Genomic DNA, 14,182 nt, shown 5'->3' on the forward strand with positions numbered 1-14,182 from the left:
GATTGATTTCGTGAATTATTGTTGTTTGGCATTGTTGTGATGATCTTCAAAGACAATCCTTCAGCGTCTCTGTTAGCATCTACATCAAAGTTACCGGTAACATTACACAATAACAACCGGAACATTTCACGACGTGCACGGGTTTCAGACCCGAAAAACAAAAGGAAAGTACCCATGAAAAAGTTGACCTGCACCCTGCTCGCGGCATCACTTGCCGGTACCTTTACTGCTTCAGCCATGGCTGCGGATTACACCTTCAAGTTCCAGTCGTCGGATCCGGCGGGTGATAAAAACTTTCAGGTGCAGCAAGCCTGGGCTGAGCGTGTTGAAACCATGTCGGCCGGCCGGATCGAGATTGATCTGCTGCCGGTCGGCAGTGTGGTGAAACACACCGAAACTCTGGGCGCGATTAAGTTGGGGATTCTGGATGGCCAGATCACCGCGACCAGCTACTTTTCGGGTAAAGATCCGGCATTTGGTCTGATCGGCAACATGGTGGGCGCCTGGTCTGACACCACGCAACTGCTGCAGTACATCAACTATGGTGGTGGTTATCAGCTGATGACTGAACTGTATGCGCCTTACGGTGTGAAGTTTATTGGCGGCTCGACCACAGGCGTTGAATCCTTTGTTTCGAAAGTGCCGGTGGACGGCGTGGCCGATCTGAAAGGCCTGAAATTACGCGCCCCGGAAGGGCTGGTCCAACAGGTCTTTAAAGCCGCAGGTGCTTCACCGGTGAATCTGCCAGGTTCAGAAGTCTTTACCGGTCTGAGTAAAGGTGTGATTGATGCTGCTGACTACACAGTTTTCTCGACCAACCAGAAAGCGGGCATGAACGATGTGGCGACCCATCCGGTTCAGCCAGGTTTCCACTCGCTGCCGCTGATCGATATTTCGATGAGCCAGAAAAAATGGGACAAGCTGCCGGCAGATCTGCAAGCGATCCTGACGACGTCTGTCCGTGATTTTGCTTATGACATGACGACCCAGCTGAAGATTGCCGATCAGCAAGCCGTGAAAGAAGCGGAAGCGAATCCGAAAATTACCATTCATAACTGGTCTGATGAAGAGCGGAAGAAGTTCCGTGAAATTGCCCGTGAACAATGGAAGGTTTTCGCGAAACAGTCGCCAAATGCCGAGAAAGTGTATCAGTCGGTCACGCAATTTCTGGAAGATAACGCCCTGCTGTAATTCTGAGAACACCGGGTCGGTCAGTGGACCGGCCATTCCCCTTAAGGGCTGAATTCAGCCCTTGGTTCTGATGTCGTCCGTGTTGTGAGCTTTCCGCCATGAATACCAACCCCACGCCTGCCGGGCAGGATGAAGAGCAGCCTAAAAACGGGCTGGACGCAGCAATTGTCAACATAGGAAATTTGCTGAGTCTGCTGTTTCTGTTCACCGTCATGATTTCATTTTATGAAGTTTTGATGCGTTATGTGTTTAATTCGCCAACCATCTGGGTGCATGAAACTGCCTCGTTCCTTGGGGGATCGCTGTTTATCGTTGGCGGCCTGTATGCACTGGCGACCAATAAACATGTGCGGGTTGTTTTGCTGTATGACATGGTTTCTCAGCGCACCCGGCAGTACCTGAACCTGTTCCATCATGTGATGGGGTTGCTGTTCTCCGTCCTGATGGCCTGGGCCTCTTACACCATGGCGCATGAAGCCTGGATCACTCCCTGGGGCGAGATGCGTCTGGAGACTTCCGGCTCTGCCTGGAACCCGCCGTTCCCGGCGTTGCTGAAAGGGATCATTTTCGTGTCTCTTTGTGTGTTGTCCGTGCAGTTTCTGTTGCACCTGATTGCCGAAATCCGTGGCCTGAGGAAGAAAGATGTTTGAGTTATCGTCAATGGGGATCGGCTACGGCAGCCTGCTGATGCTGGGGCTGATGATTGCCTTATTGCTGACCGGTATGCAGTTGGCTTTTGTCACCGGTCTGGTGGCCCTGATTTTCACCCTGGGCTGGTTTGGCCCGGACGCTTTACCGCTGGTCACCAGCCGCATGTATTCCTTCGTGGACGGCTACATTTTCCTCGCGGTGCCCATGTTTGTCCTGATGGCAGCCCTGCTGGACCGTTCCGGGATCGCCCGTGATTTGTTTGATGCCATGAAGTCCGTTGGCCGTCGCGTCCGGGGAGGCGTGGCAGTCCAGACGCTGCTCGTGGCTGTCGTGCTGGCCTCCATGTCGGGCGTGATTGGCGGTGAAACGGTGCTGCTGGGCATTCTGGCACTGCCACAGATGCTGCGTTTGGGGTATGACCGCAAGCTGGCGATCGGCACCACCTGTGCCGGTGGGGCATTGGGGACCATGTTGCCGCCCAGTATTGTGCTGATTATTTACGGTCTGACCGCCAGTGTGTCCATTGGCGACCTGTTCAAAGCGGCCTTCCTGCCAGCATTGTTGCTGGCGCTGATGTACATCGGCTACGTGTTGATCCGATGCAAAATGAATCCTGCGTTAGCGCCACTGCCAACGGAAGAAGAGCTGGCAGAAGATGCAGCACGGGACACCCGTTATTTCAAAGCCCTGTTCTTCCCGATGCTGTCTGTGGGCGTCGTTCTGGGCAGTATTTACACCGGCGTCGCTTCTGTGACGGAAGCCTCGGCACTGGGTGTGGTCGGGATCATGGTCAGCGCACTGATCCGGGGCGAGATGAGCTGGAGCATGCTCAAGGAAAGTGCCATCGCAACCATGCGAACCTGCGGCATGATTATGTGGATTGGGATTGGCGCCAGTGCCTTGGTCGGGGTGTATAACCTGATGGGCGGCATCGATTTTGTGGAAGAAACGATTCTGGCGTTCAGTGGTGGCAGCCCGACCCTGACCCTGCTGATTATGATGGTGATTCTGCTGGTGCTGGGAATGTTCCTGGACTGGGTGGGTGTGGCTTTGCTCACCATGCCGATTTTCGTGCCGATTATTACCGGCCTGGGTATGGATCCAATCTGGTTTGGTGTCGTGTTCTGCCTGAACATGCAGGTTTCTTTCCTGTCACCGCCATTTGGTCCGGCAGCATTTTATCTGAAATCTGTTGCGCCGAAAGATATCAGTCTGGGCGAAATTTTCTCTTCACTGCTGCCATTTATTGCACTTCAGCTGGTTGCGCTCACGCTGGTGATTCTGTTCCCGCAGCTGGCACTGTGGTGGCGTTAAAGACGGACAAACAATAAGAACAATGATTTGCCCTGCAACCATGCGGGGCAGGGAAGATGGCTATGACACCGAAAAAGATGATTGTGATGGGCGTTTCGGGCTGCGGTAAAAGCTCGATTGGCAGCCATCTGGCAAAAACGCTGGGGCTGAACTTCTTCGACGGGGACGATTTTCATCCGCCTGAGAACGTACGCAAAATGAGTCAGGGCATCCCGCTCAATGATGATGACCGGACTGAATGGCTGGCAACACTGAACCAGTTGCTTCGGCAGGAATCTCACGCTGTTCTGGCCTGTTCGGCGCTGAAGCCGGATTATCGTGCACAGTTGCGTGATGGCGTGGATGATTTGGTATGGGTGTATCTGCAGGGGGATTTTGGCACCATCTGGCAGCGTCATCAGCAGCGTTCAGATCATTATTTTAATGGTCGCACGATGCTGGAAAGCCAGTTTGCGACACTGGTTGAGCCCGCACAGGATGAAGCTTTGTTTGTTGATATTCGCCAGACTCAGGCGGCAGTCTTGCAGGAAATCCTCAACCGGCTGCCCGAAACCGGCTCACTGGTTGAATCACCAATGGTTGAAAGGAACAAAGGATGACAGCGACTTCGTGCAATATTGCGATGATCGGTTTGGGCGTCATGGGACGCAATCTGGCACTGAATCTGCTCGAACATGGCTTTTCGGTGGCGGGTTACGATTTGCAGGCCGATCTGACGGCGCAGGCAGACAAAGAAGCGGCCGCACTGGGCAAAGCCCCTTTTGTTGCCTGTGATTCGCTGGCGCAGGTCTTGGCGACGTTGCAGAAACCGCGTGTCATTGCATTGTCTGTCCCTGCCGGACCGGCTGTGGATGCGGTGATTTCAGCACTGCTTGAGGCCGGTCTGGCTTTCGAGGATACCGTGATTGATACCGGCAACAGCTTGTGGACGGATACCCTTGCCCGCGACAAAGCTTATCAGGGGAAACTGCAGTTTTTCAGTACTGCTGTCTCTGGCGGTGAAGTCGGTGCCCGACACGGTCCGGCCTTAATGGCCAGTGGCAGTGCGGATGCCTGGCGTCAGGTCGGGCCGATGTGGAAAGCGATTGCGGCGCAGGTGGATGCGCAGGGAAAACCGCTGCCGCCCATGAGTCAGGGTGAAGCCTGTGCTGCTTATTTAGGGCCGGATGGTGCCGGACATTATGTCAAAATGGTTCATAACGGCATTGAATATGCCGACATGCAGCTGATCTGCGAAGTCTATCAGTGTATGAGCCAGCAGCTCGGGATGGCCCCGGCAGAGATTGGCAAAATTTTTGCGGATTGGAATCAGGGTGTGCTGAACAGTTATCTGATGGAGATCAGTGCTGATATTCTGCAGCAGGCCGATCCGGAAACCGGTCGTCCGCTGGTCGACATGATTCTGGATAAAGCCGGTCAGAAAGGCACCGGGCTCTGGACTGCCGTCAACAGTCTGGAAGTCGGCAGCCCCGCTCCGACCATTGCTCAGGCTGTGTTTGCCCGTGCGATGAGCGGACTGAAAAGCCAGCGCCGGGAAGCGGCAAACAACTTGCCGCTGATGGCCGAAGACACGCTGACTCCGGATCCGTCTGCGCTCATCACCCAGCTGCATGATGCACTGTACTGCGCCAAACTCTGCACCTACGCGCAAGGGTTTGCCCTGATGAAAGCCACTGCTGCTGAGCAGGGCTGGCCGCTGGATTATGCAGAGATTGCGCGAATCTGGCGGGCGGGTTGTATCATCCGGGCCATTTTCCTGCAGGACATCAGCCACGCCTTTCAGCAGCAGCCGGAACTGGAGAACCTGTTGCTGGCCGGGCACTTTCGGGATGCACTGACCGAGCGTCAGCAAAACTGGCGCCGGGCGGTTGCTCATGCCAGCCTGACCGGCGTTTCGATGTCCGGTATCAGTTCAGCCCTGCAGTACTTTGATGCGTTTCGTACCGAGGTGCTGCCTGCGAATCTGCTGCAGGCCCAGCGGGATTACTTCGGCGCACACACCTATGCCCGGATTGATCAGCCGGAAAGCAAAGCCTATCACTTGACCTGGAGCCAGATGCCCCGGCGGCAGGTGAACACTTGATCTCAGCAGGCCCTCAATTGAGGGCCTGTATCGTTGTGCTTCAAGGAATTTGAGGCTGCCTGAGGATATGCGACGGATTTCCCCCCGGCTGCCGGGCTTATGGTAATCTAGTGCACTTGAAGCCAAACTCAGGGCATGCCCGATTTCAGACATGAAAGATACCCCCGAATGACAGCCAAACCCAAACGTCCCACGCTACAGGATGTCGCCAATCAGGTCGGTGTGACCAAAATGACCGTCAGCCGTTATCTGCGTGATCCCTCTCAGGTTTCTGCCGCTTTACAAACCAAAATCGCTGCGGCGGTCGAAGCGCTGGGTTATATCCCGAACCGTGCCCCGGATATTCTCTCCAATGCTAAGAGTTATGCGATTGGCGTGCTGGTGCCTTCCCTGACCAACCAGGTTTTTGCGGAGGTGATCCGGGGCATTGAGAAAGTCACGGGCCCCGCAGGTTACCAGACCATGCTGGCCCACTATGGCTACAGTGCTGAAGTCGAAGAGAAAAATATTGCCTCCTTGCTGTCTTACAATGTGGACGCGATGATTTTGTCTGAAAGTGTGCATACCGAACGGGCCCGCAAGATGCTCGATACTGCAGGGATTCCTGTGGTGGAAATTATGGATTCGGCTTCCCCTGCTATTTCACAGGCTGTCGGATATGACAATCAGGCGGCGGCTGCCGCAATGACGGAACAGATGCTGGCCAGAGGGCGGCACAATCTGGTGTACTTTGCGGCACGGATGGATGCCCGAACGCACCTGCGCTATCTCGGTTATGAACAAGTCATGCTCGCACATGGCCTGACCCCCGCAGTATCGAGACCGAAGAAGCGTCATCATTCAGCCTGGGCGCCACTTTACTGCGACAGACGCTGCAGGAAATGCCAGCAACGAACGGGATTTTCTGCACCAATGATGACCTGGCAATCGGTGCGATTTATGAATGTCAGCGATTGGGCATTGCAGTCCCGGAGCAGATGGCGGTTGCGGGGTTTCACGGCCATGATATCAGTCAGGTGATGGTGCCTCGGCTGGCGACAGTGATCACACCGCGGGAGCAGATCGGCAAGGTCGCGGCAGAGCAGATTTTACAGCGCCTGCGTGGCGAGCCTGTGACGGAGAAAGTGATGACGCTGGATGTGACCATTGCACTGGGTGAGAGTATCTGACCTTCTGTGTTTTCATCAGGCCCGGAAAAAAAATGGGAGCCATTCGGCTCCCAAAACATTGCCAACACAACCATTCAAGGTCTAAAGACACTTCACAACACACGGCTGAACCCGGTCACCCAATACCGTGTCAACGTCCGGGTTCAATCCATGTTTTTGCTGACCGCCGCGATCGCGCGGCGGATTAATACGGACGGTAATTGATCCCCATCCGGTCCAGATATGCGAGCTGGCCATGGAGGCGCGCCAGAAAATCGTCCCAGTGTCGCTGCTCCGGCGGACACCAGCACACTTCACTGATGGCGAGTAACCGTGGGAACAACAGGTATTCAAAGCGAGACTGGCTGAATACGTGCTCACACCAGAGGCCACACTGAATCCCCAGAACCTGTTTGAGCTTCGGATCAGACGGCTCCAGTGCTGCCAGAGGCCGGTAGCTGTACACGGTTTCCAGCGGCAGGAATCCGGCCCAGTTGGCGCCCGGTTCTTCTGCGCACGCACTCTGCGCCAAGTCCAGATAGGTGTATTGTGCAGGCTGCATGATGACTTCATAGCCATTGCCGGCACAGTCCAGGCCTGCCTGCTCATTCATCCAGGGCAGAACAATGGTGTTTTTGCTGACTTTGTCGCCTTTCACAACTTCCTGCCAGCCCAGCATGCGTTTTCCTTTCTGGGACAGGTAGTTTTCGACAAACCGCAGCAGGTGGCCCTGAAGCTCCATCGGATCGGTATAGCCGTGCTCTTCCATCATTTTTCGGCAGGCCGGACTGTCCGTCCATACCCCATGCGGGACTTCATCCGCACCGACATGCAGGAAGGGCGCCGGGAACAAATCGCAGACTTCGTCCAGCACGGTTGTCAGGAAGGTGTAGGTGCCTTCAAGGGCCGGTGACAGTACGTTGTCCGAATAATTCTGGATACTGCGGTAGCTTGAATGATCTTCAGGGTCGACCAGCAGCGCCGGCAGCGATTTGATGGCTGCGCGGCAGTGGCCCGGTATATCTATTTCAGGGATGACCTGAATGCCGCGATCTGCTGCGTAAGCCACGATGTCGCGAATGTCCTGTTTGCTGTAGAAGCCACCGTGACGCCGATCAATCGTTGAAAATTGCGGGATCAGTGCTTCTTCTGGCCCGCGCCAGGCACCAATTTGAGTCAGGGCAGGGTAAGCATCAATTTCAATGCGCCAGCCTTCATCATCAGTCAGATGCCAGTGGAAAGTATTGAATTTCAGTCGTGCCAGTTGATCCAGCAGACGCTTGATCCGGGTGACCGGATGAAAATGGCGGGCGCAGTCCAGCATCATGCCCCGGTGAACATACTGCGGTTGATCCTGAATATCGACCATCGGCAGGGTGATCTGGTGTTCAACCTGATGAACCGGCTGAGCGGGAAGCAATTGCAGCAGACTGGCCGTGGCATGACTGAATCCGGCTGAAGAGCTGGCTTCCAGCCAGATGGCTTCGGCTTCAATCAGAAGATGATAAGCGCCTTCGGCCAGCTCTGGTTTCAACTGATAGTGGATCTGGCCCTGAGGTTCAACCGTCAGCGGCGTATCCAGCCATGATGCCAGGGTTTGCTGCAGCCAGCGCACACAGCCGGTTGCTGCGTCCGGGACGGGGGCCAAGGCTGTATAGCGGGACCACCGGAATTCACCCTGTAGTTCCTGCAGTGCTGCAGGTGCTGGGATCAGGTTGATGGCTTTGGCCGGCGGTAAATCGAGATGAATCCGCTCCTGCGCCGGTTGTCTGAGGTTCAACGGTGTCACCACCACAGGAAGCGGCTGATCAGACGTCGCCGTATAGAGGCAAGCTTCAGTAATCCCGTCACTGTGCAGCGTCAGCGGTGGTGTTTTAATGGTGAACTCGGTGTAAAAGTGTCCGTTGGCCTGTAATGCAGACTGAGGGTGAGCTGCCAGCGTGCAGTAACTGCCGTTCTGTTTCAGGTGGCCGTGACTGACCGTGGCTGGCTCAATCCAGCGGCTCAGGATAAAGGCCAGTGACCAGGCTTCCAGCGATTGATCACTCAGGTTATGCAGCGTCAGTGACAGCCGGGTTTCGGTCTCAGTTTGATGGAGTACTGTGAAATCTAGGCGGTAGCTCATGATAGCCCTTATAATGGATACAGGTTGTGATCGCCCTGAGCAATCAGAATGGCACCATCCATGGCATCTCCCTGCGGAGTTGCCAGCCGGCGCTGAATCGCTGGTGTCAGCCAGGGGGCAATACGTTCACCAATACCGCCCATCAGGCAGACCCGGTCTGCACCATGTGCAAGTAATGCATTCAGCCACATCTCAATGTCGGCCGCGGTTTGCTGCAACATGGCTACGGCCAGACTGTCGTTCTCTTCAGCCAGCCGGAAAATCTCCGGTGAAAACTGACCATAATCCCGGGACGGGCGGTTTTCGACCAGGCGACAATCGCGTCGATATCATCGTCGAAATGGGCCAGAACATGGCGTGCCAGTGCCGTTTTCGGTACGATTCCATCGACGCTCAGCAACACCTGCTGGATCAGGCGCAGCCCCATCACCGCGCCGCTGCCCTGATCGGAGATTGGAAACTCACGGCCACCGACCACGGTGATGGCTTTGCCTTGTCTCAAGATCCCGACAGAACCCGTGCCTGCAATGAAGATGGCACCGTCCCGACCTTGCCAGGCGCCCAGACAGGCACCATAACCATCGGTATTGAGCACGACCCGGCCATAAGGATGTGGCTGCGCCATGAAGTCATACCAGGCCTGACGGTGTTCTGCGCCCGCGAGTGCCAGACCCACAGCGAATTGCCCGTAATCAGCCTCCCTCAGGCCTGCCTGCGCGGCGGCTGTCGCGATGGCGTCCTGAATAGACGCCATGGCCACGTCGGCTCCCAGCAGAATGTTGGCGCTGCCGGTTTTGGCTTCGGCCAGAATTGTTCCGGAACGATCGCAAATCCGGGCGCGGCAGGAGGTGCCGCCGCCATCAATGCCAATCCAGTAACGGCAAGTCTCAGTCATGTTGGTACTCCTTAAACTGCAATGCGATGGCCAGCAAATACCAGGCGGCATGGGGGATCCATTGCTCGCCCCAGCGCCAGTTCTGCAACATATCGCTCGCCTGAGGATCCGGGTTGAATGCGATATCGGACTCATTGTCAAAGCCCGAGGTGATCCCGTTGCAAATCCCGCCTTTGGCGTTGAAGTATCCCAGATGCGGCAGATAGTCCGGGTTATTTTTGCCTTCCCCATCCAGCATGCACAAATCGAATGGGTTGAGGCCAAGAATCCAGTTCAGCAACTGATCGGCATATTGATGCAACTGCTTCTTGAGCTGTGGATCCTGCACTGTCGGCGCTGCCAGATAAGCCATGGCAGCCAGGGATCCGAGCCGGGCATTTTCACCTTGCCACCAGTAACCGCTTTCATTGCAGTGCGGGATAAAAAAACTGCCCTGTTTTTCACCATCCACAGCTTTCACATACTGCCGGGGATAGCCGAAGGGATTGGCGACTTCCTGCGTGATCTTCAGTTCAAAGCGCAGTGCATTTTCAATGACCCGGTGAATGGTAGCGAACCGCTCGGGTTCGGACTCCACTTGCTGGTACTGCAGCAGGCTGATGACGGGTAACCCGGCTTCGGCAGCGTGATAGTAAGGGCGACTGCCATCCGGCGTGGCGCTCCAGAAATGAGATTGCTGTGCATCGCTTTGCTGACGGCAGGCCAGACGGTCAGCCCAGTGGCGCGCTTCGTCCAGATAGCGCGCTTCCTGCGTGGCTTTGTGTAATTCCACCGCAGCCAGTAAAGCGCAATATTCGTCGATGATGTTTTCCTGGCCATCGTCCAGGTATTGTTCGTTATGTGTTTTCAGGTGCCAGTAGGCGGTTTGAGCAGCCGCCAGATACGAGTCGGTGTTCGGCTGCACGCCCAGATCCAGCTGCGCAACAACCGGGCTGTTGATCAGCCGGAAAGCTGCCGCCAGTGCGGCAATCGCGATGCCGCCGCCCTGACGGAAACCTGCCTGATAGCGCTCGGATTTAATCCCCTCCTGTGTTGAATAGCTACAAATCTCCCGTTGCCCGGTGGATTTACTCCACTTATCGAACACTGTGACATAAAAATATCCCTGCGGAGAAAGCATCCGCAGTAAAAAATCCGCGCCAAAAAGTGCCTCTTCAATCAGGCGGACGCGGGAAAAATCCGCAAAAGCGGGGTCATCGTGCAGCGACGTCAGGGCTGTCAGCATGTTCCAGACAACCATGGGCGTCTGCTGCGGATTCAGATAATTGGCATAAGACAAGTGACTGAAATATTTGCTCACGTCACCGGAAGCGTCGTACCAGCCGCCGTGTACATCCACACGGGTCTGGCTGCCAAACAGCGGGGCGGCATGATCAAATTGCTCAAACTTGCCGCCGCAGCGCTGAGATTTAAAATAGTGCAGCACATCGCTGAAGGTGCGCTGCATGAGTAAGCCTTCTCGAATCTCGAAGTCCGGCGATTCCAGCTCGCCACACCGGATCCGGTAACGGCCAGACTCCTGCCAGTCGCTGAAATCAATCCGTGCAGCAGCACCGGTGTGCCACTGATCCGTGTGCAGACTTGGGGAAAGCGTCAGTTGCATCACCGGTTGCTGATCCACACTGCGGATCAGTGTTGCCTGCGTCAGAGACAGGGGCGACTGATGCTGAACCATTGCAATTTTACTGCCTGTGCGTTCGTATCCGAGTTGATTGATGAGCAGCTGCATAGCTTTCCTTTTTGGTAAGTCGGTGTTTGGGTCTGAAATCAGTTTTCGTACAGATAGCAGCGAACAAAATGATTCTCTGCCAGTTGGGTGACTTCCGGCAGACGCTGGCGGCATTGCTCTGTCGCATGCGTGCAGCGTCCGGCAAATGGACAGCCCAGGCTTTCTGGAGTCCACAGCGGAATATCCCCTTTATTGCCCGCCAGCGGATCGTGAATCGATTTGCTTGGATCCGGCACCGCTGAAATCAGCAACTGGGTATACGGGTGCTGCGGGTTGTGGATGATCGCTTCGGTATCGCCCCATTCCACCATGTGGCCGACATACATCACGGCCAGATCTTCGGCGATATAACGGGCAGTGGCGATATCGTGGGTGATATACAGCAGCGCCATTTCCCGCTCGAACTTCATTTCTTCCATCAGGTTGAGTACCCCGGCCCGGATGGAGACATCCAGCATCGAGGTCGGCTCATCGGCCAGGACGACTTCAGCACCGACCGCAATGTTCCGGGCCAGATTGACCCGCTGACGCTGACCGCCGGACAACTGATGCGGATATTTCTCCGCCGTTGCTTTGGGCGGGATCAGGCCAACCTGCTCCAGCAGATCGTAGACACGCTCTTCCAGCTCTTTTTTGTTGCCTTTGCTGACTTTGTTGTGAATCAGCAGCGGCCGGGCAATATGGTGAAAAATCGTGTGTGTCGGGTTCAGAGAGCCAAACGGATCCTGCCAGACCATCTGCACGCCCTGACGGTAGGTCATCAGGTCTGCTGTTTTGGTGATGTCCTGAATATCCCGGCCGTAGTATTCGATAGAACCGGCCGTCGGCTCATACATCTTGGCGATCATTTTCGCGGTGGTGGATTTTCCGGAACCGGATTCCCCCACAACGGCCAGACCGCGACTTTTATACATTTTGAACGAGACCTGGTTCAGTGCCCGCATCATAGATTTTTTCAGCGAGTTACTGTTGACTGCAAAGTCTTTGACCAGGTTTTTTCCTTCGATAATTGGTGTTCCCACTGGATTGCTCATCTTGCCTCCATTGTTCTTTTATTTGTTATACAGGTGGCAGTTGCTCAAACGGCCAGGTTCCAGTTGGCGAAGCTGTGTGCTTTGCGAGAAGCAGGCATCATGCGCTTGACTGCAGCGGGCCTGAAAACGGCATCCCTGCGGGATTTCCAATAAGTTCAGCGGGTTGCCCGGAATCCCGGTCAGACGGGTTTTCGGCCCGGTCAGTGGCGGGAAGGAACTCCCCAGTCCCTTTGTGTACGGGTGATACGGGGTTTCCAGAATTTGCTTGGAGGGGGCGACTTCCACCAGTTCGCCGGAATACATGATGCCGATGCGGTCGGAGAATTCGACCATCAGCGACAGGTCATGGGTGATGAACAGAATGGCAAACCCAAACTCTTCTTTCAGGGCGTAGATCTTTTGCAGGATCTCGCGCTGAACCACGACGTCCAGTGCAGTCGTGGGCTCATCCATGATGATGAGTTTCGGATTCAGCGCCAGCGCAATGGCAATCACCAGTCGCTGACGCATGCCGCCGGAAAACTGGTGCGGATAATCCTGTAACCGGTCCGGATGGATATCGACGATTTCCAGCAGTCCCTGTGCCCGGCGAACGGCTTGCTCACGGGTAAGCGGCGTGTGGCGCATAATCACGTCACAGAACTGCTCTTCCATAGTCAGAACCGGGTTGAGGGCGTTCATCGCGCTCTGAAAGACCATTGAAACCTCGCTCCAGCGAAAGCTGTTGAGCTTCTGATCATCAAATTTCAGAATATCGCCATGACCGTCGAACAGAACTTCCCCGCCCGTAATAAATGCAGGCGGCTTGTGCAGACGCATCAGGGAAAAGGCGACCGTGGATTTGCCACAACCGGATTCACCCGCCAGCCCGAAGACTTCGCCTTTCCCGATGTCAAAGCTGACATTGTTCACGGCGCGGACATCCCCGGCGTCGGTAATGTAGTCGACGCACAGGTTACGAATCGAGATTTGAGGTGTTGTCATGACTTCTCTCCTCCCTGCAGGGCAGGCTGGGCGGTTACTTCTGTGGCAGCTTGTGCCTGTTGGTTTTTCTTTGCCAGATTTTTCCAGCGACGCAAGCCTTTGTGCGAGCGCAGTTGCGGGTTGGCAATCTCATCGACCGCAAAGTTCAGCATGGCCAGACCGATGGCAATCAGCGTCAGCGCGATACATGGGGCCAGCAGTTCCCACCAGGCACCCACCAGCATCGAAGATGAGGTCTGCACGTTATAGAGCATGATGCCCCAGCTGATGGAGTTCGGGTCGCCCAGTCCCAGGAAGGACAGCGTGGCTTCGGTCATGATGGCCAGCATGACGGAGCCGATGAAGCTGGCACCGATGATGGAAATCAGGTTCGGCAGGATTTCCACGAAAATGATGCGCCATGAAGATTCACCGAGCACTTCAGCGGCCTTGACGAATTCTTTCTCGCGCAGAGACAGGGTCTGGGCCCGAACGACCCGTGCGCCCCATGCCCAGGAGGTCATGGCGATGACCACGGCAATCGTCAGCGGACCGGCCTGACCGATAAAGGCTGCAATGACGAACAGGAGCGGGAGCTGCGGCATCACCAGCATGATGTTCATGGCCGCCGTTAACACATCATCAACGCGACCGCCGAAGTAGCCGGCAGAAACACCAATCACAGTCGCCAGAAAACACACCATCAGGCCCGCACCGAAGCCAACCGCCAGCGACGTCCGCGCGCCATAGACCAGCTGCGACCAGATATCGCGGCCCATGCGGGAAGTGCCCATCACGTGTTCGGCTTTTTTCGACATCCGCAGCGTGCGTTTGTTGTCTGCCAGGTTCTGTGCCACCCAGCCATCCGGATTGTTCTGAGCCGATTTGACGATGAACGATGGATATTCATGCGGATTGCCAGTCCGGCGATCCGGTTCATGCTGCGTAATCAAGGGGGCAAAAATTGCCGCGAGGATAAAGGCACTGATAATGATCAGCCCGGCCAGCGCTTTGTAGTTGTTTGAGAGTAGTTTGATAAACCCTTTCAT

The 14,182-nt window shown here is 55.5% G+C and carries 10 protein-coding genes and 2 pseudogenes; 6 read left to right on the forward strand and 6 right to left on the reverse strand.

Translation table 11 applies throughout. The annotated features are described in order from the left end of the window. The first annotated feature begins 174 nt into the window (after positions 1-174). From KDD30_RS01805 to gntR, 6 genes and pseudogenes are all read left to right on the forward strand, one after another. Positions 175-1,191 (forward strand): TRAP transporter substrate-binding protein, encoded by a 1,017-nt coding sequence (locus KDD30_RS01805; protein ID WP_211647121.1) that lies wholly within the window; start codon positions 175-177, stop codon positions 1,189-1,191. Positions 1,192-1,289: 98 nt separating this feature from the next. Continuing rightward, positions 1,290-1,841: a TRAP transporter small permease subunit gene (locus KDD30_RS01810; RefSeq protein WP_211647122.1), complete on the forward strand. Its 552-nt coding sequence runs from the start codon at positions 1,290-1,292 to the stop codon at positions 1,839-1,841. Beyond that, complete coding sequence (locus tag KDD30_RS01815) at positions 1,834-3,156, forward strand: TRAP transporter large permease subunit (protein WP_211647123.1); 1,323 nt, start codon at positions 1,834-1,836, stop codon at positions 3,154-3,156. Before KDD30_RS01810 ends, KDD30_RS01815 begins: the two co-directional genes overlap by 8 nt. Positions 3,157-3,218: 62 nt before the next feature. Further along, on the forward strand, positions 3,219-3,755 hold the full coding sequence (locus KDD30_RS01820; protein WP_211647124.1) for a gluconokinase: 537 nt from the start codon (positions 3,219-3,221) through the stop codon (positions 3,753-3,755). Continuing rightward, the gene (gene gndA / locus KDD30_RS01825) at positions 3,752-5,239 is read left to right on the forward strand and encodes an NADP-dependent phosphogluconate dehydrogenase (RefSeq protein WP_211647125.1); all 1,488 of its coding nucleotides are present in this window, start codon (positions 3,752-3,754) and stop codon (positions 5,237-5,239) included. Before KDD30_RS01820 ends, gndA begins: the two co-directional genes overlap by 4 nt. A gap of 168 nt (positions 5,240-5,407) precedes the next feature. After that, positions 5,408-6,408 (forward strand): annotated as a pseudogene (gene gntR / locus KDD30_RS01830) (gluconate operon transcriptional repressor GntR). Positions 6,409-6,592: 184 nt separating this feature from the next. Here gntR and KDD30_RS01835 read toward each other — a convergent pair. The 6 genes and pseudogenes from KDD30_RS01835 to KDD30_RS01860 form a co-directional block, all read right to left on the reverse strand. After that, complete coding sequence (locus tag KDD30_RS01835) at positions 6,593-8,512, reverse strand: beta-N-acetylhexosaminidase (RefSeq protein WP_211647126.1); 1,920 nt, start codon at positions 8,510-8,512, stop codon at positions 6,593-6,595. An 8-nt stretch (positions 8,513-8,520) separates the two neighbouring features. Further along, positions 8,521-9,407: pseudogene (locus KDD30_RS01840) on the reverse strand (BadF/BadG/BcrA/BcrD ATPase family protein). Further along, the gene (locus KDD30_RS01845) at positions 9,400-11,136 is read right to left on the reverse strand and encodes a glycoside hydrolase family 9 protein (protein ID WP_211647127.1); all 1,737 of its coding nucleotides are present in this window, start codon (positions 11,134-11,136) and stop codon (positions 9,400-9,402) included. The pseudogene KDD30_RS01840 and the gene KDD30_RS01845 overlap by 8 nt, the downstream one beginning before the upstream one ends. A gap of 38 nt (positions 11,137-11,174) precedes the next feature. After that, a complete protein-coding gene (locus KDD30_RS01850) occupies positions 11,175-12,170 on the reverse strand; it encodes an ABC transporter ATP-binding protein (protein ID WP_211647128.1) in 996 nt (331 codons plus the stop codon). Between the two features lie 18 nt (positions 12,171-12,188). Next, positions 12,189-13,154, reverse strand: a complete 966-nt coding sequence (locus KDD30_RS01855) for an ABC transporter ATP-binding protein (protein WP_211647129.1) — start codon at positions 13,152-13,154, stop codon at positions 12,189-12,191. Next, positions 13,151-14,182, reverse strand: coding sequence for an ABC transporter permease (locus KDD30_RS01860; protein ID WP_211647130.1), 1,032 nt, complete (start codon positions 14,180-14,182; stop codon positions 13,151-13,153). The genes KDD30_RS01855 and KDD30_RS01860 overlap by 4 nt, the downstream gene beginning before the upstream one ends.

The sequence above is a fragment of the Photobacterium sp. GJ3 genome (assembly GCF_018199995.1).
Lineage (GTDB): Bacteria > Pseudomonadota > Gammaproteobacteria > Enterobacterales > Vibrionaceae > Photobacterium.

Bases quoted from the DNA above. Each gene is read 5' to 3' on its own strand.
- gndA (WP_211647125.1), top strand. From the start codon at position 3,752: ATGACAGCGACTTCGTGCAATATTGCGATGATCGGTTTGGGCGTCATG.
- KDD30_RS01855 (WP_211647129.1), bottom strand. From the start codon at position 13,154: ATGACAACACCTCAAATCTCGATTCGTAACCTGTGCGTCGACTACATT.
- KDD30_RS01815 (WP_211647123.1), top strand. From the start codon at position 1,834: ATGTTTGAGTTATCGTCAATGGGGATCGGCTACGGCAGCCTGCTGATG.
- KDD30_RS01810 (WP_211647122.1), top strand. From the start codon at position 1,290: ATGAATACCAACCCCACGCCTGCCGGGCAGGATGAAGAGCAGCCTAAA.
- KDD30_RS01860 (WP_211647130.1), bottom strand. From the start codon at position 14,182: ATGAAAGGGTTTATCAAACTACTCTCAAACAACTACAAAGCGCTGGCC.
- KDD30_RS01845 (WP_211647127.1), bottom strand. From the start codon at position 11,136: ATGCAGCTGCTCATCAATCAACTCGGATACGAACGCACAGGCAGTAAA.
- KDD30_RS01820 (WP_211647124.1), top strand. From the start codon at position 3,219: ATGACACCGAAAAAGATGATTGTGATGGGCGTTTCGGGCTGCGGTAAA.
- KDD30_RS01805 (WP_211647121.1), top strand. From the start codon at position 175: ATGAAAAAGTTGACCTGCACCCTGCTCGCGGCATCACTTGCCGGTACC.
- KDD30_RS01850 (WP_211647128.1), bottom strand. From the start codon at position 12,170: ATGAGCAATCCAGTGGGAACACCAATTATCGAAGGAAAAAACCTGGTC.
- KDD30_RS01835 (WP_211647126.1), bottom strand. From the start codon at position 8,512: ATGAGCTACCGCCTAGATTTCACAGTACTCCATCAAACTGAGACCGAA.